Origin of the sequence: Pollutimonas bauzanensis, assembly GCF_900129885.1 — a bacterium.
GTDB classification, from domain to species: domain Bacteria; phylum Pseudomonadota; class Gammaproteobacteria; order Burkholderiales; family Burkholderiaceae_B; genus Pollutimonas; species Pollutimonas bauzanensis.
In genome coordinates, this window is the sequence record NZ_FQXE01000006.1 from 215,919 (window position 1) to 235,933 (window position 20,015).

Here is a 20,015-nt window from a genome sequence, read left to right on the forward strand (position 1 = left end):
CTGGCGCAACTCAAGGTTAGAGCCTGGGTGACTTGCACGGATCAGGACTCGGAGGGATCGCCATCTATAAAGCCTATGGCCTTCTGGCACTGACAACGCTCTTCTGGGCCGGTAATTCGATCGCGGGCAAGTGGGCGGTCGGCCACGCTTCGCCTATGGTCATTGTCGCTATCCGCTGGGCGAGCGTGATGGTGCTGCTGTATTTGTTCAAGAGACGACAGATTGCCGCCGATTGGCCGGCAATCCGGCCACGGCTAGGCTATCTGCTGTCGCTGGGCGCCCTTGGTTTCACCGTCTTCAGCGTGGCGCTTTATTATGCGCTCGTGTATACCACTGCCATCAATGCCAGCATCTTGCAGGGGGGCATGCCGCTGTTCGTATTTGCCGCGAGCTTCATTTTCTTTTCCAGCCGCATAGGCTGGGAGCAGGCGCTCGGCTTTGCATTCTCTTTCATGGGAGTGATCGTCATTGCGGTGCGCGGCGAGTTTATCAATTTGATTGCCCTTGACATCAACTTCGGCGATGCGCTGATGCTGGTCGCCATTATTGCCTACGGCGTCTATACCGCCGCGCTGCGCAGCAAGCCGCAGATGCACTGGACCAGCTTGATATTCATCCTGTGCTTGGGGGCCACTTTGGCGTCCCTGCCTCTGTTGGCTTTCGAAGCGGCTCAGGGAAAGACCGTCTTTCCGGATATCCGAGGCTGGGCGGCAATCACCTATATCGTCATTTTTCCATCCCTTATCGGCCAAGTCTTGTATATCCGGGCTGTGGAGCTGATCGGCGCGAACCGGGCTGGCCTGTTCATCAACTTGCTGCCGGTATGGGGCGCATTGCTTGCGGTCACTATGATCGGAGAAGAGTTCCGGTTTTATCACGCAGCTGCTCTGGCGATGATCCTGGCGGGGATTGGCTTTGCCGAGTATGGCGGGCGCAAGCCTGTTAAGCAAAAGTAGAGGGTTACGGCCGGTTTTCAAGACCCTTGACGCACAGGAGCGTTCTATGCAATCAGTCGATATCAAAGCCATTGATAAGTCGGTATGTGTCTTCAGGTCCTACCGCTCATCGGCGGCTCGCAGCCATCGCAGATAGGCCGATCGGGTCACGGCAGACACTGATTCCAGTACTTTTTGATGATTGCTCTGATGCCGCAGCTTCAATCGTGCGTCGGCTACGGTGCGCGATTTGCAAAACCAGTGGCAGCTGTGCTGCAGCAGATACAACTCCGCCGAAAGGTGATAGGCGCGATTTTTCGCATCCCAGCGGTCTTTGTTGTCCACCACATGGCGCAAGCCGGCAGCGTGGATGTGCAGCAGCTCGCGAAAATCCCGCGTCGCCGCGGGAAGAAAGCGCTCGATGTAAGGGATGCAGAACGAGAGCGTGCCCATGCCGGTGGCCTGGGCGCTTTCCTTCTGCATGGCGTGGGCCAGCGACTGTGCCTGGGCCGCCACCGCGCATTCGGTCTGGGCGAAGGTCTCCAACACCTGGATCTGGCGCGTTTCAGCCTCGTCATGGATGGCGCGGATGTAGCCCTGCGTCAGCGTTTCCATGTGGCGTTCAAGCTGGAAGCTGGCCAGATGACGCCCCAGCAAAGCAATATGAGCGCGCTGGTAACGCATGCTCAGCGCCAGCCATGCCACGGCGACCACCGATAGAGTTAATGCAATGTCCATTGCCCGTGTTCCTTCATAGTCAAGCGAAATGCTGCGCACAAAACAAAAAGCCCAAACCGAAGCCTGGGCTTTTTAAAATTCCGGAGCAGGAAACGGGAACAAAAAATTCCAATTTCCCCTCTTGTTTTACAAGAACTTTCCCATCCCGCTAATAAGAGAGGTGAGCCTGATTTTGTGCCCATCGGGACAGATAATACACACTTTCGCGGCAGTGGTGTCTACCCAATGCCGCCAAGGACTGCCGAGATAGATTCCATGGGCCGATCCACATCGAAGGAGGCGCCCATCGTTGGGCAAGCGGATGACCCAATAGTCCTGCTGGTCCCCATGGCTGCGCAGGAAATCCAGTCCTCGCCGCGCTATTGCTGTTCTCCAGCAGCGTTTCGCCAGAAGCAGCCGCCAAACTGGCAAAGCAGGCCCACGTCATACCGATGGACTTGCCCCGCAACTGTGTTCAGCTTCTCGTGCTTGGCGGGGGGCCTCCTGTCGAAGAAGACGATGCCAGGGTTGCTTTCGCCAGGGCGTAGCCCTGCGCCTGATTGTTTTGAATGGCGACATCGGAGAAGTCATAGTCGCGCGACGCCGGTTCGTCGGGCGGCTGCGTGCGGACGAACCGCGTGATCTGGCTCTGGACGCCGTTGCCCATGAGCTGGATGTAGCGTGGAAACCGCTGGATCCTGTCGCGCAGGGCCGGTTCGACCTCTTGCAACAGGCTTGCGATCAGGCCGCGGTAGGCGTCGGTCAGTTCCCGGGTGTGCAGGTCGCTGCGCACGCGCTCGGTATAGACGATCTCATCGCGCCGCGCCAGGACCTCCGCGATGTTGGTCGGCAGTTTCTTGTCGCCGGAGAACAGATCCACGATGTAGACGCGTTTGCCATCCGGCCCGCAACGGTCGATGACCAGGTCCAGCGGGGAATTGCTCACGATGCCCCCGTCCCAGTATGGCTTGCCGTCGACGAACGTCCAGGAGAAACCGGGAGGCAGGCTGCCGCTGGCGAGAATGTGCTCAGGCGTGAAATCATCGACGTAGCTGTCGAAGGTCTCGAACTTCGCGTTCAGGACATTCACGGCCCCCACGAGCAGGCGCACGGGGCTGTGCCTGAGCGCCGGGAAGTCCACGTACTGGGCCAGCAGCCGCCGCATGGGCGAGGTGTCGTAGAGGCCGGTCCAGTTCCACGGCGGCTCCCAAGCCGCGTCGAACGAGGGCATCCAGCGTGGCCGGAAGAATTTCTCGACACCGAAGAGCATGATCTGCGCCGCCGTGATCGAGCGCCGTATCTGCTCCGTCGGCGCCTGGTGCGATACCACCTTGATATCCGACCAGAACGATTCGAGCGCCTCGGCCGCATGCTCCGGATGGCTGGCGATGATCGCCCCGTTGAAGGCCCCGATCGAGATGCCGGCCACGATGTCGGGAAAGATCCGGTATTCCTCCAGCGCCTTGACGACGCCGCACTCGAAGGCGCCCAGCGCGCCGCCGCCTTGCAGGATCAGCACGTTCTGCATGGGCAGGGAGTGAAGCCGGAATGCGGGGTCCTTCAGCAGGTGCTTCTCTTTGCGCAGGTTGGTCCGGAAGCGGATCAGGCCTTCGGCGGCGCGGATTTCGTCGGCCGGGCGGCCGAGCGTGAAGACCGCGCGGGCGATGTCCTCGTCCAGGTAGAACAGGGAGAACGAACGCGCATCCAGCGAGCCCTGGGCGATGCTTTCGTGCGTGCCCGCCGGATCGCCCAGGAGGTTGAAACCGAGATCGCCGACCTCGCAGAAGAAGTAAGAGACTTGATCATAGCGTACTCGCCGCCCCAGCATATTGCGCGCGGCAAGCTGCCCTTGCTTGATCGCGTTGTCCCAGTGCTCGACATGTCGCCGGCGGGCGAATATTGGATCCAGGAAGCCCGCTACGTCGCCCGCCGCGAAGACGTTCGGGGCGCTGGCTTGCAGCCGCTCATCGACGGCGACAAAGCCATCCTCCAGCAGGAGGCCGCTGCCCTCCAGGAATTGCGTCGCCGGTTCGACGCCGATGCAGACCACGACCAGGTCGCAGGGGATTTTCCCGCCGCTTGCGATTTCCACCTCCCTGACCTTGCCCCGTCCATGGAACGCCACGACCGATTCGTCAGTCACGACAGATAGGCCTTTGTCCTGTTCGGCATGGCGGCGGATGAAGTCCGAGAGCATTGCCGATTCCAGGTGCTTGAGGATCCGGCTTTCGGTTTCGATGACGGCGACGTCCAGGCCGAGTGCGCGCAGCGAGATGGCGGTTTCCATGCCAAGGAAGCCGCCACCGACGATCACGGCCCGCTTGGCCTTCGCGGCGGCCCGGCGAATCGCATCGGAGTCGGCCCGGGTTCTCAGGGTGTGGATCCCGCCGAGCGAGGCTCCCGGCACGGCCAGGGTCCTGGGGCTGGTTCCGGTCGCAATCAGCAGCTTGCCATAGTGGATCCGCAATCCCGTCGATACCGTGACCCATTGCCCCGCGGTATCGACCGCCACCGCCTGAGCCTCCAGCGCAACCTCGATCTTTTGATCACGGTAGAACTGTTCCGGGTGGATCAGGATGCGTGCTTCATCAGCCTTGCCCAACAGGTATGACTTGGACAGGAAAGGCCGGTGATAGGGCAGGGCCGGCTCGGCCGAGAGAATTAGTACGGAGCCCGTGGCGCCTTCCTGACGCAATGTTTCCGCGGCCTGGGCACTGGCCAGGCCGCCGCCGACGAGAAGGAAGTCGATTTGCTGTGAGGCCATGCCATACCCTTTGGTGTTGCGGTGCCCGGCCGGCGCCGAAGATGCCGGCGTGTAATTATTGCATGAACCCGCTGTGGTTCACGATAAAGGACTGTCAGCGCCGCACTCGGGAACCGTCAGGCAGTATCCGCAGGGCGCCTTGCGGTGTGGGCCGCGAGGGAATGCTCAGACGGATATCAGCGGCAGGAACAACCGGCGACTGCCTGAGCCCAGCAGCGAGAAGCCGAATTGCTCATGGACGCTTTGTGCCTGCTCGTCGAGAGCATCGACAGCCATGGCATAAATAGCAATCTCGTCGCTGACTGTCAGCGTGCGCTGGGTGGCATTAACCAGCAGCATTCTGTCCACGCCATGGCCGCGAGCCTGCTGATCGACGGCAAGCCGGCCCAGCAATGCGGCGGGGATCGGATTCTGAGAATGTGCGGGCGCAATTGAAGCAGCTCGGCTGGCATCTGCCAACCAGCGTTCATTGATAGCAGCAAGCTGGTGTTGTGAAGGTGACCCTGCACGACAGGGCCAGAACGGACCTAGTGTCATCACCGGTATGGAGTTCGGGAGAGGACGGGCTAGGGCTGCAGTTTATTCTAGCATGCGTGGGTTGAAACTCCAGAGACAACAGCACCAACAGCCGGGCCACCTAGTCGCATCCTGCCTGCGTGGATTTAAACAGCAACCAACGCCCATGAAGCATAAACTAGCCGAAATCTCATGGAGAATCTGGGTAAGACTCAATAAACTCAATACCAAGCACTGAGCATATCTTGATCAATGGTTCAAAATAAAGCATAAAGTGGCCAAAAAACATAAGCAAAAATGCAGGGATTTTTTGACTTTCAAGCCTCGCAGCCACCAGCCTGCAGCAGACCGGCGCCCTTACAAGGCGTAGGTCAGTCTGGTCGAAACAGCCCCCAACCACAGCAATCAAGTTCCGGCCAACTCATCTGGGGTCTGCAAGCACTCGAAGGTTTGTCAGCAGTCTGAAGTGCCCACAGGAAGGTGTGTCGGCTGATGCTTGCGGCAAGCCGCCGCACAATAAGCTCGCTCCCATCCATCAAATCAATTGACCGCAATATCCGCGCTCTTCGCCAGATTCACCCAGAACTTGTCTTCTTTGGCTAGAAACTCGTCAAAGTCTTCAGGCGATTTCGACACGGATGTCTCGGTGCCTTCACGCGCCAAGCCTTCTTTCACTTTTGGGTCGCTCATGGCGATCACAGCGGCGTCGTAAATTTTTTGCACAACGGGAGCCGGCGTGTTCGCCGGTACGAAAATGCCATACCAGAACTCCAGGTTGTAATCCGGAAGCCCGGCTTCGCGCATGCCGGGCAAGCTAGGCACCAAAGCCGAGCTTTCTTTGGTGCTGACGGCTATGGGGCGTAGTTTTCCGCTTTCCGCTTGAGCCAGGACTGAAGGCGCGGTGCCAAAGCTCAAGTGCGTATCGCCAGCCATGACTGACTGGATAGCCGGCGCGCCGCCGCGGTAAGGAACGTGCGTCATCCTGGTGTTTGTTAAAAGTGTAAACAGGGCGGCGCCCAGGTGAGGTGCTGAACCATTGCCCGAGGTTGCATAGTTCAAATAGTCGGGTTTGGCTTTGGCGATCCTGATCAGGTCGGCCACGCTGTGGATATCGGTTTTCGTGCTGACTGCCAGCACCAGCGGCGAGGTCGTGATTTTTGTTACTGCCTTGAGGTCTTTCGCTGTATAGGTCAGCCCGGGGTTCAGCGCTGGATTGATAGAGATACTGCTGGGGCTGGCGATTAACAGGGTATAGCCATCGGCGGGTGCCTTGACGACATAATCCGCGGCAATGCTTGAACCTGCCCCTGGCTTGTTTTCCACGACAATGGTCTGCTTCAGTGCTTTACTGAAGGATTCGCTCATAATGCGGGCAACCGTATCGGCAGCTCCGCCGGGCGCAAACCCCACGACTACCCGAACGGGACGGTTGGGATAATCAGCAGACTGTGCGGAAGCCTGCGCAGCCATGACGCTTAGCGTGCATGCGAGGACAAAGCGGATGGTTTTCATGATATTGTCTCCTCGGTATTTTTATATCTTGGTGGTGTTCAGGCCGCGGATATCCGCAGTACTATCTTGCCTGCGTGATGGCCTGCCTCCATGCAGGCCTTGGCTGCCAGCAGATCTTCAAAATCGAATTGTTTGTCGACCTGCGGTTTTATCGTTCCAGCCTCGAAGTAGGGCAGTACTTCAGAGGTAAATCGCGGGACGGCGGCTGCGCGTTGCGCCTTCGTGCGCATTTTGTTCGACACGCCGAACAGTGTGAGTCGCTTGGCATGGAAAGCTTCAAGGTCGAAGTCGCCATGAAGCTGACCATCGACATAACCGACAATGGCTAGCCGGGCTTCGAATGCGGCTGCTCGAATATTCTCCGCAAAGACGCTTCCTCCGACGGCATTGATGATGAGGTCGGCGCCGTGCTGGTCTGTTGCCGTCATGACATCGGCGGCAAAGTCGGCGGCGCGCGTGTGCAGGGCAACGTCCAGCCCAAGGCCTTTCAGCCTTTCCAGCTTTTCCGCCGAGCCGGACGTGCCGATCACGTTCGCGCCCATGGCCTTGCCCAATTGCAGCGCGGCGACACCCACACCCGACGACGCCCCATTGAGCAGTATCCATTCGCCCGCTTTTAGCCGCCCCTGTAGTACCAGCATGTCGAAAGCGACCAGGAAGGTCATGGGCAGGCATGCCGCCTCTTCCCACGACAGGCTGTCCGGCTTGGGCATGGCTTCCGCAAGATCCATTAAAGCGTATTCAGAGAAGGCGCCCGCGCACCTGCCCATGACCTTATCGCCGGCCTTGAATCCGGTCACCTCTTTTCCCGTGCTGAGCACCTCGCCCGCACCCTCTCCGCCGATCTGCTTCCAGGTGCCCGCTTTGCCGTGCAATCCATGACCCAGCACGAACTCGCCGCGGTTCAAGCCGGCTGCATGCATGCGCAGCAATAATTGCCGAGGGCCTGGTTCAGGGATTTCAGTTTCACGGCACTCCAGAAGGGTGTCCGTTTCGGTCATTTGCATCCAGTGGCTTTTCATTCTTTCTCCTTGGTCCGGTGTGCTTATTTGCCGACAAATACCGGTTTGCGCTTTTGCATAAAAGCGGTTCTTCCTTCTGCGTAGTCCTGGCTATCGAAGCAGGCGCGAATCAGGGCCGTACAACGCTCCCGATCGGTATTGGGAGGCGACTTGAGGATTTCAGCCATGATGGTTTTGCCTGCGGCAATGGTTAGCGGCGCGTTATCGGCCAAGGCGCTCGTATACTCTTCAAGCAGTGCCGGCAACGCTTCCGCTGTACTGGTCCGGCTAATGAGCCCCAGCGATTTCGCCTCGGCGGCATTGATGCGGCGCGCGGTGAAGAAAAGATCTTTAGCCGCGCCCGGTCCGATCAAATCGACCAGGTTCTTTATGGCCGAATAGCGGTATCCCAGGCCCAGACGCGCGGCAGGAATGGAAAAGACGGAGTTGTCGGACGCGATCCGCATGTCGCAGGCGATGGCTACATTCACGCCGCCGCCTATGCAATAACCGTTGATGCAGGACAGTGTCGGCTTCGGGAAGTCCTGAATAGCGGCAAGCGCATCCTCGGCCATGGCTTCGTAACGGGTTACCGCGGCGCGCGCGGCACGCATATCTTCGAACTGCGAAATATCCGCGCCTGACACGAATGACTTGTCTCCGGCGCCCGAGAAGACCACCAGGCGCACGCTGTCGTTGTCCTGGGCATATTGCAGCAACTGCGGTATGGCTTCCCACATATCCACCGACAGCGCGTTGTGCCGCGCCAGGTTGTTGAATTGAATATGCAGCGTTGAATGATCGAGCCAGGTCAGAACGCGTTCTGTCGGAGTATGGGGTTCCGGATATGCCATTAATAGACTCCTAGTGATTTCATTTGGACCAGGACCGCATCGTCATAGCCCAGAGTTTTGAGAATTTCCTCGGAATGCTCGCCGCGTAAAGGCGCCGAACGCACTATGGTGCTGGGGGTGCGGGTAAGCTGAACCGGCTGGCCCACCATGCGTTGTTCGCCCAGCCTGGGCGAAACCACAGTCTTGACGATATTCAGGTGCTGGGTCTGCGGATCCTTGAAAACCTCGCCCATGTCGTTGATGACGCCGCAGGCGACGCCGCCTTCGTTGAACTTGGCAATCCAGTAGCTGCGATCCTGGGATGCCAGGCGCTCGTTGATCTGGGCATTGAGCGAGTCGCGGTTTATTGAACGGGAGGCCTTATCGTGATAGCGCTCGTCGGAGACCCATTCGGGCGCGCCCATGATGTTGCAGAATCGCTCCCAGATTTTGGAGCCGAACACGGCGATATTCATATAGCCGTCACGGGCTTTATAGACACCCGTCGGAATGCTGGTGGGGTGGAAATTTCCAGCCTGTTGGGCGACCTCGCCGTCAATCAGGAACCGTGAAGTCTGGAAGTCCAGCATGTAGATCATGGATTCAAACAAAGACGTATGCAGCCATTGCCCTTTTCCGGAGGACTCACGTTCAAGCAGTGCGACCAGTATCCCCTGCGCGGCGAAAATGCCGGCGCACAGATCGGCGATGGGAATGCCAACCCGCATGGGGGCTTCACCCGGCACGCCGGTAATTGACATCAGCCCTGACATACCTTGCGCGATCTGATCGAAACCAGGGCGTGTCGCGTAAGGCCCAGTCTGCCCGAAGCCTGAAATGCTGGCATAGACCAGGCCGGGATGGTCGGCGGCCAGTGATTCGTAATCGATACCCAGCCGGTATTTCACATCGGGACGGAAATTTTCGACCACCACGTCTGCGGTAGCAATCAGCCGCTTGAGTGCCGCAATACCTTCGGACTCTTTCAGATTCAGGGTGATGGATCGCTTGTTGCGATGGGTGTATTGATAATCAGATCCGTCCTGCCCGCCCAGCGTGTCGTCACCGCGCATGTGCTCAGGCATCTGCACCTGAATCACATCGGCACCCCAATCGGCCAACTGCCGGCACGCGGTGGGCCCGGCTCGAACCTGGGTCAGATCAATCACGCGAAAGCGCTTCAGTGCTTCGGATGCGGCTAGATGTCCCACAGTATTGTCTCCTGTAAGTGCTGGCTGAATAGTCGATTTTCGGCTAAAGTGTCTACAATCTTATAGTATTAGTAGACATTTAGTCTATGGATTTTTAATGGAACCTCAAAAAGAATCAGGGTTCAGGAGCCTGGGTAGCCAGACGTAGTCAGTGTTTCTTAAGGTAAAATTTTTCTTATGGCCTTTACTCCTCCTTCTTCTTCTGCACGATCCGCCGTCCTCTCGCAAACCGTGGCAAGCGAACTCAAGCGTCTGATTTATTCGGGGGAGTTCCAGCCCGGCGAGCGGCTTAGCGAAGCCGCGCTCGCAGCACGAATGGGTACCAGCCGCGGTCCCATACGCGAAGCCATGAAAGTGCTTGCCGGCCTTGGCTTGCTTACCTCAGTGCCCAACAAGGGGGTGTCCGTCAGGCAGCTGTCGGTGCGCGACATGATCGAGGTCTATGAATTGCGCGCCTTGGTGTTCGCTTATGCAGCAGAACGCGCCTGCGAGCATTTTTCCGAGAAGCATGCCGCTCAGTTCGAGCAGCTTCTGAGCCAGATGGATGAGGCCTGCGCAGCCAACGACGGCACCACCTATTACGAATTGAACCTGAGCTTTCACGAACTGATTCTTGATTTGTCAGGCAACCACAGGGCAAAGCAGGCCTATGACGACTACGTAAAAGAATTGCACCTGTTCCGGCGCAAGTATTTCAACGCCAGCGGCAATATGCGCCGATCGAATGCCGAGCACCGGAAAATTTACGAGGCAATTGCTTCTGCCAACCCAAAGAAGGCCTGGGTGGCGGCCCAGCGGCATGTACTGGGCGGAAAGTCGAGATTACTTTCTACCCTGGAAGAGCCCTGGGTCGGGTGACGGGGCATTGCACTCGCCTCGCGAGGAACCGCTCCGGCCTTCAACCCTTCCGGGTTTCCAGCATGCGCTGAAGCAGCTCCTGAAGGAGCTGCTGATCTGACGCGCTGAGCTGTTCAATGAGCGGTGCCAGTGCCCGTTGCCCCTGGACATGCAGCCGCTTGACGAGCTTGGCCCCATCGCTCGTCAGAAAAACGTCTGTCGCTCTGCCGTCTTCTTTGTTCGGTGCGCGCGCCACCAGCCCTCTCTTTTCTGCTCGGGCGATGAGCCCCGACATCGTCTGCTTCTCCAACCCGAGGTAGTCGGCGAGCTCAGCCATGCGCGGGCGACGGTCCCACAGGATTCCCAAGACGCGGATCAGCGAAAGCGACAAGTCGTTCTCGGCGCCAATCTTGTTGATTACGGCCATCGTGACAAAGGCGGTCGTCGCAAGTGCATCGGCCAGCCCTTCGCGGGGCGCGGAGGCTTGTTTCATGGATATTTGCTTTTTCATGGTGGCTCCATCTTGACATAGTTCGTATTACGGATCAATAATAGATCGTATTACGAACTTTATGGGTCGCGTGACCACCAAAGGAGAGCCCGATGAAAGCTGCTGTCATATCCTCGTTCGACCAACCGCCGCACTACGGCGACTACGCCGATCCCGCGCCCAAAGGGCCGGGAGAAATGCTCGTCGAAGTGCTCGCGGCCGGCCTGCATCACGTCACTCGCGGCCAGGCTTCAGGCGTTCATTACTCCAGCAGCAGGGGGCTACCGCTCGTCCCCGGCATCGATGGCGTCGGGCGCGGTACCGACGGCAAGTTGCGCTACTTCGTGCAGGGTCCCGGGCAGATCGGCACGATGGCTGACAGGACGGTGATTGAACTCGACCATAGCATCGAACTTCCGCTCGACAGCGACGCCGTCACCGTTGCCGGCGCGATGAATCCCGCGATGGCGTCTTGGCTCGCGCTGCGTTGCCGCGTGCCGTTTCAGAGCGGGCAGAAGGTGCTCATTCTCGGTGCCACCGGAAGCTCAGGAAGCATGGCCGTGCAGATTGCCCGGCACCTGGGCGCATCGCAGGTCATCGCCGCGGGTCGTGACGAGGAGAAGCTCGCAAAGCTGCCCGCGCTCGGCGCCACGGAGATCGTGCCGCTGGGGGATGCCCGATTGGGTGCCCTCGCTCGCGAGGTGGATGTCGTGCTCGATTTCGTCTGGGGGGAAAGTGCGGTTCGCGTCATGGAGACCGTACTCAAGCAACGGGCGGATCGCAGCTTGCCGATCACCTGGATACATATCGGCTCGATGGCGGGGGAAGCCGCTGCCATTCCGGGCGCCTTTTTACGCTCTGCAAATTTCCAGATCGTGGGCAGCGGGTACGGCTCGGTGTCGGGTCGCGAGATTCTCATGGAGCTGCCAGAGCTGGCGAAAGAGATCGCGCGCGGAACGTTCCGCATCAAAGTGAGAGCCACGCCGCTGCGCAATGTGGAGCAGGCGTGGTCCGAGGCTGCCCGCATCAGCGAGCGCATCGTCTTCACGCCATGATGAACGGTCACCTGTCCTCCCTGGCCGCGTCCTGCGGGCTGGTCCTGCTGTTGGCCGCCTGCGCCAGCCCGCGGTTGCGCGCGCCTGCGGCCGTTGACCTGCCCGAGGTCTGGCGCGCGCCCTTGCCTCATGGCGGATCGACGGCGGCGCTCGCCGATTGGTGGCAGGCCTTTCCCGACCCGATGCTCGTCACGTTGATCGAGCGCGCCCAAGCCGCCAATCCGAACCTGCAGGCGGCCGCCGCCAGGCATAGGCAGGCGCGTGCCTTGGTCACCCAGGTCCGCGCCAGCCTGCTGCCACAACTCGGGGCGAGCGCAACATCGAGTCGGGGCAAGAACCTCAACAACACCCCTGGCGTCTCCACCCAGTCTGACTCCCAGTTCAATGCCAGTTGGGAGATCGACCTCTTTGGCGGCAAGCGCGCCGAGGCCGAAGAGCAGGCGGCGCAGGCCGACGCCGCGCAGCACGACTGGCACGCCGCCCGCGTGACACTGGCGGCGGACGTGGCCGCAGCCTACGTGAACCTGCGGCTGGCGCAGGCGCGCGAAGAGGTTGCGGAACTCGACGGTCTGCTGGCGGCCCAGCTTGCCGCGTGGGGACGCCAGCAACAGGCGGTCGGCCTCATGAACGCCAGCGACGCGGCTCTATTGCGCACCGATGCTTCGCTCGCCACTGCCCGTCGCAGCGCCGAGCGGGCCGAGGCGCAGGTGGCCCTGCAGGAACTGGCCGTGCTGCTCGGCGTGCCGGCGGCCCCGTTGGCGGCCGAGCTGCAAGCCCCCGCCTTGCCCGCCGCCTGGATGTCTCCCCGCCGCTTGCTTCCCAGCGTGCCCGGCTTTGCGGTCCGCACGATGCCGGCGCAGCTGCTGGCGCAGCGGCCGGACGTGGCCGCGGCCCACCAGCGCTGGTGGGCCGCGCAGGCCCATCAGCGCAGCGTGGACGCCCAGCGCTATCCGCAGCTCAGTCTGGGTGCCCTGATCGGGGATGCGCGTCTGAGCGTGGGCGGACAGAGTTCGGTGAGTTCCCTGTGGTCTATCGGCCCGAGCTTGACGCTGCCGCTGTTCGACGGCGGGGCGCGCCGTGCCCAAGGCCAGGCCGCGCTGGCTGCGGCCGATGAAGCGGCCGCGGCTTTGCAGGCGAAGTGGCAAACCGCGGTCGCCGAAGTCGAAGAGTCGCTGGAGCGCATGGCAGCCACGCGCGACCGCCTGCGCGAAGCTGAATCCGTGGCGCGTGAGTGGCAAGGCATTGCACAGCGTGCCGTCCTGCAGGCGCGGGCGGGCCTGCACAGCGGCCCGCAGCGCGCCATTTCCCAACGCAATGCCTTGACCGCGCACGATGACTTACTTGCCGCGCAGGCGGATCAGGCGCAGGCCTGGTTCCGTCTGTACCGCAGCCTTGGCGGTGGCTGGAACGCCGACCCAGGTCCCACCGATCAAGTGGCTGCTCAACCATGAAGCGTCACCTTGTCTATCTCTTCGCCGCGGTCGCTTGCCTTGCCGTTGCCTTCGCTGCGCTGCTCATTACCACGCGCAGCGCCGCCCCATCCACGCCGTCCGCCGCCGCGCCACCGGCGCTGACGGTCAAGCGCATCTTTGCCGCCATACAACAATGGCCCCGGACGCTGAACGCCGTCGGCACCATTGCTGCCTGGCAGGAAGTCGTGATCGGCGCCGAGATCGGCGGACAGCGCCTGTCGCGGCTGCTGGCCGATATCGGCGACCGGGTGGAGCAGGGGCAACTCCTGGCGCAACTCAGCCCAGGCACGCTCGAAGCCGATCTGAACGCCAGCCGTGCCGCGCTTCAGGAGGCCGGGGTCAACGCCGCAGAGACGGGCCGCGCAGCCGATCGCGCCCGGGCGCTGCGGGGCACCGAGGTCTTGTCGGCCCAGGCCATCGACCAGGCCCTGGCGGCCGGCGATGCCGCGCAAGCCCGTCTGGCCGCAGCCCGCGCGCGCGTGCAGGCCGACACGCTGCGACTGGCCTACACCCAAGTGCGCGCGCCGGACGACGGTGTGATCAGCGTCCGGCCCGCGGTTGAGGGCGCGCTCATTCAAGAGGGCGCGGAAATCATGCGCCTGCAACGCCAGGGCCGGCTTGAATGGCGCGCCGAATTGCCGGGTCCGGAGCTGGCGCTCGCGGCACCCGGCCAGGCCGTGCTCATCAAGCTGGGCGGCACGCAGGCCATCGAAGGCCGCGTGCGCAAGATCTCGCCGCAGGTCGATCCGCAAAGCCGCAGCGGCATCGTGTACGTGGACCTCCAGCCCGACGCTGCGGCGCGAGCCGGCTTGTTCGCCCGTGGCGAGCTTCTGCTGGCCCTGCGCACGGTGCTGACGCTGCCTGAAACCGCGGTCCTGCTGCGCGACGGTTTCAGCTATGTCTTCCGCATCGAGGGCGACAAGGTACGGCAGCAGAAGGTGACGCTGGGCGCGAGGCGCGGCGACCGGGTGGAGATCCGCGAAGGGCTGGCCGCCGACACGGCGGTCGCCGAGTCCGGGGTCGGCTTCCTGGCGGACGGCGTGACGGTGCGCGTCGCCGCCGCAAGTCCGAATACGCCCGCCCAGACCGCCACACGCTGAAGGGGACGGCCGTGAATTTCTCCGCCTGGTCGATCCGCAATCCCGTACCGGCCTTCCTGCTGTTCGTCATGCTCGCAGCGGCGGGGCTGTTCGCCTTCCGCGCCGCCAAGGTCCAGAACTTCCCGGACGTTGACCTGCCCATGATCACCGTCATGGCCAGCCTGCCAGGCACCGCCCCGGCCCAGATGGAAACCGAGGTCGCGCGCAAGTTAGAGAACGCGATGGCCACGATGAAGGGGCTCAGGCACCTGCACACGACGGTCCAGGACGGCACGGCCATAGTCTCCGCGGAGTTCCGCCTGGAGAAGCCGCCACAGGAGGCCTTGGACGATACCCGAGCCGCGGTGGCCCGGGTGCGGGCAGACCTGCCCGCGGCCTTGCGCGATCCCATCATCAGCAAGATCGAGTTCAAGAACGATCCGATCCTGACCTATACGGTGGCCTCGCCGCGCATGGACGACGAAGCACTGTCGTGGTTCGTCGATGACCAGATCACCCGGCGCCTGCTCGCCGCGCCCGGCGTCGGCGCCGTCACCCGCGTAGGCGGCGTGAGCCGCGAAGTGCGCGTGGAACTGGACCCGGATAGGCTGCTGGCATTGCGCCTGAGCGCGGCCGATGTCTCGCGCCGGCTCGTCCAGATGCAGCGCGAGGCCCCGGGCGGCCGTGCCAGGCTGGGCAGTGGCGAACAGACTGTGCGCATGGTCGTCGCCGTACCCTCGGCGGCCGCTCTGGCGGCCATTGAAATCCCATTGCCCGACGGGCATGTCGTGCGCCTGGATCAGGTGGCCACCGTGACCGATGCGCTGGCCGAGCGGCGCAGTGGCGCCTTCCTCAACGGCAAGCCGGTTGTCGGCTTCGAGATCCTGCGCACCACAGGCGCCGGTGACATCGACGTTGCCAACGGCGTGCGCCAGGCGCTTGCGGTAATAAAGACGGAACAGCCGGACATCGAGCTTACCGAGGCGTTCAACGCCGTCGATCAGGTCGCGGAGAACTTTGAGGGCAGTATGTCGCTGCTCATCGAAGGCGCCGTGCTCGCGGTGCTGGTGGTGTGGCTCTTCCTGCGCGACGTCCGCGCGACCTTCGTCAGCGCCGTGGCGCTGCCGCTGTCCATCATCCCCACCTTTCTGTTCATGCAATGGATGGGGTTCACGCTGAACCTCATCACCTTGCTGTCGCTGTCGCTGGTGGTCGGCATCCTGGTGGATGACGCCATCGTCGAAATCGAGAACATCATGCGCCACCTGGCGCAGGGCAAGGAGCCGCTGGTGGCCGCCCGCGAGGCGGCCGACGAGATCGGACTGGCGGTGATCGCCACCACTTTCACGCTGATCGCCGTCTTCCTGCCCACCGCCTTCATGAAAGGTCTGGCTGGCAAGTTCTTCGTGCAATTCGGCTGGACGGCATCGATCGCCGTGTTCTTCTCGCTCGTCGTGGCGCGCTTGCTCACGCCCATGATGGCGGCCTACCTGCTGAAGAAGCCGGCCCGGCCCCGCGCCGAGCCGTTCTGGATGCCGGCCTATCTGAAGGCTGCACGCTGGGCATTCACGCACAAGGGCGCGACACTGGCGATCATGGCGGCTTTCGGCATCGCCAGTTGCATGCCGCTGTTCACGGGCGCGATCAAGGGCGACTTCATGCCGCCGGAGGACCTGGGCCAGACCCGGATCAGCGTCGAGCTGCCGTCGGGCAGCACCTTTGAACAAACGCGCGCCATCGCCGAGCAGGCAGGCGCCGCCGTGACAGCGCATCCGCATGTGACGATGGCCTACACTGCCATTGGCGGCGGCAGCGCTGGGGACAGTGCGGTGAGGCGTGGGGCCGAAGTACGCATGGCGGCCCTGACGCTGAACCTGACGCCACGCAAGAAGCGCCCGGGCCTGAGCCAGCAGCACATCGAGCGCGAGTTGCGCGCACGTCTGCAGGACGTGGCCGGCGCCCGCGTCAAGGTGGCCGCGAATGAAGCCTACACACTGGTGCTCTCCGGCGAGGACAGTGAACTGCTGGCGCGGCACGCGGCCACGGTGGAGCAGGAACTGCGCAGCCTGGCAGGGATCGGCCAAGTGACCAGCGGCTCAAGTCTGCAGCGGCCCGAGTTGATCGTGCGCCCGGACACTGCCCGCGCGGCCGATCTGGGGGTGAGCACCGACGCCATTGCGGAAACGGTGCGCGTGGCCACCCTGGGCGACTACGAGCAGTTCCTGCCGAAGCTGAACCTGAGCCAGCGCCAGGTGCCTATCGTGCTGCGGCTGCCCGACGACGCGACGAGGGATCTGGAACTGCTGCGTCAGCTCACAGTGCCGGGTGCCCGCGGCCCCGTGCCGTTGCGTGATGTGGCAGAGGTGGAGATCGCCAGCGGTCCTGCACAGATCAACCGCCTCGACCGCCTGCGCAACGTGAACTTCGAGATCGAACTCAACGGGCAGGCCTTGGGCGATGTGCAGCAGCGCGCCGCCGCGCTGCCCAGCCTTTCCCATCTGCCACCTGGCTTGGTGAAGAACGACATCGGCGTAGCGGAAACGTCCAACGAACTCGGCCAGAGTTTCCTGCTGGCGATGGGCACGGGCGTGGCCTGCATCTATGTCGTGCTGGTGCTGCTGTTCCACGCCTGGGTGCAGCCGGTGACGATACTCGTCGCGCTGCTGCTGTCGATCCCGGGGGCGATCCTGGCGCTTTTCGCGACCGGCACCAACCTCAGCATGCCCGCCATGATCGGGATGATCATGCTGATGGGCATCGCCACCAAGAACTCCATCCTGCTGGTGGAGTACGCCATCGTGGCGCAGCGCGATCACGGCATGTCCCGGCTCGATGCGCTGCTCGACGCCTGCCACAAGCGCGCGCGTCCCATCGTGATGACCACCCTGGCGATGGGCGCGGGAATGCTGCCCATCGCCCTGGGCTTCGGCGCCGACCCGAGCTTTCGCGCGCCGATGGCCATCGTCGTGATCGGCGGCCTCATCACCTCAACCTTCCTGAGCCTGCTGGTGATCCCTGTGCTCTATGAAGTCGTGGATGACCTCGTTCAGCGTTTCACGCCGAGGCGTTGGGTGGCGAGAGGGGGAGGAGCTTGACCTGGAGTTGCGCCATCTCCGCTGTTGCGTCACGGTCGCCTCGGCCGTCCACCCTTAATAAAAAATTAAACTGGTTATCCCATTATTCTCATCATTTCGGAATAAAACCGATGTGTACGCATGGATTGATATGACATGAAGCTGCTTCTCGTAGAAGACGACCAGATGCTGGGCGAGACCATTTGCGATGGCGCGCGCCAGAGCGGATGGCACATCGACCGCGTCGGTGATGCGAATGCCGCGCGCAACGCGCTGGTGGATCACGCCTACGCGGCGGTTCTGCTCGACATCGGCCTTCCGGGAGACTCCGGACTGGCCGTCCTGCGCACCATGCGCACACGTTATGACACCACGCCCGTGCTCATCCTGACCGCAAGGGGGCAGTTGAGCGAACGGATCGCCGGCCTGGATGCGGGCGCCGACGACTACCTGATCAAACCGTTCCAGTTCGATGAACTCTGGGCTCGTTTGCGCTCGGTCATCCGCCGCAGCCAGGGACGTGTCGTTCCGGTGTTCACCTATGGGGATGTGCAGATCGACCGCAGCCGCCGCGTGGTGACGAAGGCGGGCATCGAAGTCACCCTCAGCGCCCAGGAATACCGCACGTTGCTGGCACTTGTTGAGCGCCCTGGCCATGTGGTGACGCGCGATCATTTGCATGACATTGTCTATGGCACGGCCAGTAATGTCGAGAGCAATACTATTGCCGTTTTCATCCACCAGTTGCGCCGCAAGCTGGGTGATGACCTGATCCGGACCGTTCATGGGCTCGGCTACGTAGTAGGGCAGCCAACATGAAGTCGCGATCCATCAACGCGCAGTTGATCCTGGCGATCATCGGGGTCACCGCGTTGTTCTGGATGATCGTGGTCGCAGTTGTTCTCACAAAAACCTCGATCAACCGCAGCAGCACTTGGGACGAACGACTTGAGGCCATCACCACACAATTGCTGGTCACCATCCCCGCCGACAGTCACTTCGACAAGCGCGAGGGACCAGGGTTGACGTTGCCGCAATCCCTGGATGCCCTGCGTGGGCCACTGGTCTTTCAGATATGGATAGATCGAAGCAGACTGCTCGCCAACACACCTGGGGGGCCGGAGACTCCACTCCGGCCCGATTTCGCCGATGGACCTGTGTCGACCCACGTTGAAGGGAAGAAGTGGCGCGTCTACTCCGCGTCGGACAGTAGCGGAAGGGTGACGGTCCAGGTAGGCAACCTGCAAAGTGTCGTGGATGCCGACTTCCGCCACAAAGCAGCGGACGAGGTGATCCAGACGACCATACTGCTCATGATCGTGGGCGTCATCATGTGGATCGTCACCCTCAGCGCGCTCAAGCCGGTGCGCGCCCTTGGCGCGGCCATGCATCGCAGGCCACGCTTCGATTTCACGCCTCTGCCGCTGGATGGCCTGCCCCGGGAGTTGCATCCATTGGTCGACTCCTTCAACCGCCTGCTCCAGCAACTCGACGAGGCCATTGAGGGCGAACGCCGCTTTATTGGCGATGCGGCTCATGAACTGCGCACACCGCTGTCGACATTGCAGGGGCAGGCTGAGATTGCCCTTCGCGAGACGAATCCGCAGGAGAAGGACGCAGCCCTAAGGAAGCTGCTCGTAGTGGCCCAGCGCGGCACCAGGCTGTCCGAGCAACTGCTCGACCTCGCACGCATCAACGCCGGCACCAAGCCCCCCAAACACACAGCAGCAGACTTGAGCAAGCTCGTGCAGCATGTCGCGCAGGAGTTCGAGATCTGCGCCAGCCAAAATCGGCGCTCGCTATTCCTGAATGTATCTTCCTGCATGATCCAGTGCGACATCGACGAGATCGGCATCCTGCTGCGCAACCTCTTGCATAACGCCATGCGCTACACCGCTGAAGGCGGCAACGTATTGGCGCGCTGCGGCTATGCGCCACCCGCGCAGGCCGGGGAAGCATCCAGCGTCTTCCTGGAAGTCGCCGACAATGGCCCAGGCGTTCCGGCCGCGGAGCGCGACACCATCTTCGAGCGCTTTCACCGTGTGGCGAGCAATCCCGTGCGTGGCAGCGGGATCGGCCTGTCATTGGTCGCGAGCATTGCCGAGTCGCACAACGCCACTATCCAGACGGGCGCCGGACTGGAAGACCGGGGTTTCATGGTGCGCGTGGTCTTTCCAGGAATAGCCTCTGTACGGCGTGCAGGCTGATCCGCCGTTTCTCAATGCGAGCAACCAAGGACCGCCCGTGCATTGCGCACTGGCGGCGCCGGAGCAATGGAAGCGCGAGCGCGCCTCCGCGCCTTCGGAGATCACTGTGGACACCAGCGATTTGATTTGTCGCCGAGGCGCGTTTCTTAAAGAATTCCTAAAAAGTCTAAAAAGCGGCTAATTCCGCCTGGGTAGTATCCGGCCTCATAGGTGTGTCGTGTCGACGTGCCACCAGATTCGGAAAGTTCGATGTTGGATCGCCCACCAAACCCTCATACCACGCTTCATCTCATCAGCCCGCTGCCGCTCCCG

General features: G+C 61.9%; 16 protein-coding genes. 8 read left to right on the top strand and 8 right to left on the bottom strand.

The genetic code is table 11. The features are described from left to right. The first annotated feature begins 32 nt into the window (after positions 1 to 32). Positions 33 to 956 carry a DMT family transporter gene (locus tag BUB23_RS13275; protein WP_245801267.1) on the top strand — a complete coding sequence of 308 codons (924 nt, stop codon included), beginning with the start codon at positions 33 to 35 and terminating at the stop codon, positions 954 to 956. A 99-nt stretch (positions 957 to 1,055) separates the two neighbouring features. Here the strand turns inward: BUB23_RS13275 and BUB23_RS13280 are convergent, their stop codons facing one another. From BUB23_RS13280 to BUB23_RS13310, 7 genes are all read right to left on the bottom strand, one after another. Further along, complete coding sequence (locus BUB23_RS13280; RefSeq protein WP_073103705.1) at positions 1,056 to 1,673, bottom strand: hypothetical protein; 618 nt, start codon at positions 1,671 to 1,673, stop codon at positions 1,056 to 1,058. A 454-nt stretch (positions 1,674 to 2,127) separates the two neighbouring features. Next, entirely contained in the window at positions 2,128 to 4,416 is a 2,289-nt protein-coding gene (locus tag BUB23_RS13285) for an FAD-dependent oxidoreductase (protein WP_073103707.1), read from the bottom strand. A gap of 165 nt (positions 4,417 to 4,581) precedes the next feature. After that, entirely contained in the window at positions 4,582 to 4,875 is a 294-nt protein-coding gene (locus BUB23_RS13290) for a hypothetical protein (protein ID WP_143160974.1), read from the bottom strand. A 597-nt stretch (positions 4,876 to 5,472) separates the two neighbouring features. Beyond that, the gene (locus BUB23_RS13295; RefSeq protein ID WP_073103710.1) at positions 5,473 to 6,444 is read right to left on the bottom strand and encodes a tripartite tricarboxylate transporter substrate binding protein; all 972 of its coding nucleotides are present in this window, start codon (positions 6,442 to 6,444) and stop codon (positions 5,473 to 5,475) included. A gap of 38 nt (positions 6,445 to 6,482) precedes the next feature. Then, entirely contained in the window at positions 6,483 to 7,466 is a 984-nt protein-coding gene (locus BUB23_RS13300) for a quinone oxidoreductase family protein (protein WP_073103712.1), read from the bottom strand. Positions 7,467 to 7,489: 23 nt separating this feature from the next. Beyond that, positions 7,490 to 8,299, bottom strand: a complete 810-nt coding sequence (locus BUB23_RS13305; RefSeq protein ID WP_073103714.1) for an enoyl-CoA hydratase — start codon at positions 8,297 to 8,299, stop codon at positions 7,490 to 7,492. Beyond that, a complete protein-coding gene (locus BUB23_RS13310) occupies positions 8,299 to 9,489 on the bottom strand; it encodes a CaiB/BaiF CoA transferase family protein (RefSeq protein WP_073103716.1) in 1,191 nt (396 codons plus the stop codon). Before BUB23_RS13310 ends, BUB23_RS13305 begins: the two co-directional genes overlap by 1 nt. A gap of 177 nt (positions 9,490 to 9,666) precedes the next feature. Here BUB23_RS13310 and BUB23_RS13315 point away from each other — a divergent pair, with 177 nt between their 5' ends. After that, on the top strand, positions 9,667 to 10,347 hold the full coding sequence (locus BUB23_RS13315) for a GntR family transcriptional regulator (RefSeq protein WP_073103718.1): 681 nt from the start codon (positions 9,667 to 9,669) through the stop codon (positions 10,345 to 10,347). A 40-nt stretch (positions 10,348 to 10,387) separates the two neighbouring features. Here BUB23_RS13315 and BUB23_RS13320 read toward each other — a convergent pair whose 3' ends face one another. Further along, positions 10,388 to 10,837, bottom strand: coding sequence for a MarR family winged helix-turn-helix transcriptional regulator (locus tag BUB23_RS13320; RefSeq protein ID WP_218598981.1), 450 nt, complete (start codon positions 10,835 to 10,837; stop codon positions 10,388 to 10,390). Positions 10,838 to 10,929: 92 nt separating this feature from the next. Between BUB23_RS13320 and BUB23_RS13325 the strand changes: the two genes are divergently transcribed. From BUB23_RS13325 to BUB23_RS13350, 6 genes are all read left to right on the top strand, one after another. Beyond that, the gene (locus BUB23_RS13325; protein ID WP_073103720.1) at positions 10,930 to 11,871 is read left to right on the top strand and encodes a quinone oxidoreductase family protein; all 942 of its coding nucleotides are present in this window, start codon (positions 10,930 to 10,932) and stop codon (positions 11,869 to 11,871) included. Next, on the top strand, positions 11,868 to 13,322 hold the full coding sequence (locus tag BUB23_RS13330; protein WP_084136015.1) for an efflux transporter outer membrane subunit: 1,455 nt from the start codon (positions 11,868 to 11,870) through the stop codon (positions 13,320 to 13,322). Before BUB23_RS13325 ends, BUB23_RS13330 begins: the two co-directional genes overlap by 4 nt. Continuing rightward, positions 13,319 to 14,443 carry an efflux RND transporter periplasmic adaptor subunit gene (locus BUB23_RS13335; RefSeq protein WP_073103722.1) on the top strand — a complete coding sequence of 375 codons (1,125 nt, stop codon included), beginning with the start codon at positions 13,319 to 13,321 and terminating at the stop codon, positions 14,441 to 14,443. The genes BUB23_RS13330 and BUB23_RS13335 overlap by 4 nt, the downstream gene beginning before the upstream one ends. Before the next feature lie 11 nt (positions 14,444 to 14,454). Next, complete coding sequence (locus BUB23_RS13340) at positions 14,455 to 17,517, top strand: efflux RND transporter permease subunit (protein ID WP_073103723.1); 3,063 nt, start codon at positions 14,455 to 14,457, stop codon at positions 17,515 to 17,517. Positions 17,518 to 17,652: 135 nt separating this feature from the next. After that, complete coding sequence (locus BUB23_RS13345) at positions 17,653 to 18,315, top strand: response regulator transcription factor (protein ID WP_073103725.1); 663 nt, start codon at positions 17,653 to 17,655, stop codon at positions 18,313 to 18,315. Beyond that, entirely contained in the window at positions 18,312 to 19,703 is a 1,392-nt protein-coding gene (locus BUB23_RS13350; protein WP_073103726.1) for a sensor histidine kinase, read from the top strand. Before BUB23_RS13345 ends, BUB23_RS13350 begins: the two co-directional genes overlap by 4 nt. Positions 19,704 to 20,015: the final 312 nt, after the last annotated feature.

Excerpts from the sequence above, each read along its gene's own strand:
- BUB23_RS13295 (WP_073103710.1), bottom strand. The coding sequence starts at position 6,444 with ATGAAAACCATCCGCTTTGTCCTCGCATGCACGCTAAGCGTCATGGCT.
- BUB23_RS13350 (WP_073103726.1), top strand. The coding sequence starts at position 18,312 with ATGAAGTCGCGATCCATCAACGCGCAGTTGATCCTGGCGATCATCGGG.
- BUB23_RS13305 (WP_073103714.1), bottom strand. The coding sequence starts at position 8,299 with ATGGCATATCCGGAACCCCATACTCCGACAGAACGCGTTCTGACCTGG.
- BUB23_RS13345 (WP_073103725.1), top strand. The coding sequence starts at position 17,653 with ATGAAGCTGCTTCTCGTAGAAGACGACCAGATGCTGGGCGAGACCATT.
- BUB23_RS13300 (WP_073103712.1), bottom strand. The coding sequence starts at position 7,466 with ATGAAAAGCCACTGGATGCAAATGACCGAAACGGACACCCTTCTGGAG.
- BUB23_RS13330 (WP_084136015.1), top strand. The coding sequence starts at position 11,868 with ATGATGAACGGTCACCTGTCCTCCCTGGCCGCGTCCTGCGGGCTGGTC.
- BUB23_RS13325 (WP_073103720.1), top strand. The coding sequence starts at position 10,930 with ATGAAAGCTGCTGTCATATCCTCGTTCGACCAACCGCCGCACTACGGC.
- BUB23_RS13285 (WP_073103707.1), bottom strand. The coding sequence starts at position 4,416 with ATGGCCTCACAGCAAATCGACTTCCTTCTCGTCGGCGGCGGCCTGGCC.
- BUB23_RS13320 (WP_218598981.1), bottom strand. The coding sequence starts at position 10,837 with ATGAAAAAGCAAATATCCATGAAACAAGCCTCCGCGCCCCGCGAAGGG.
- BUB23_RS13315 (WP_073103718.1), top strand. The coding sequence starts at position 9,667 with ATGGCCTTTACTCCTCCTTCTTCTTCTGCACGATCCGCCGTCCTCTCG.
- BUB23_RS13335 (WP_073103722.1), top strand. The coding sequence starts at position 13,319 with ATGAAGCGTCACCTTGTCTATCTCTTCGCCGCGGTCGCTTGCCTTGCC.
- BUB23_RS13280 (WP_073103705.1), bottom strand. The coding sequence starts at position 1,673 with ATGGACATTGCATTAACTCTATCGGTGGTCGCCGTGGCATGGCTGGCG.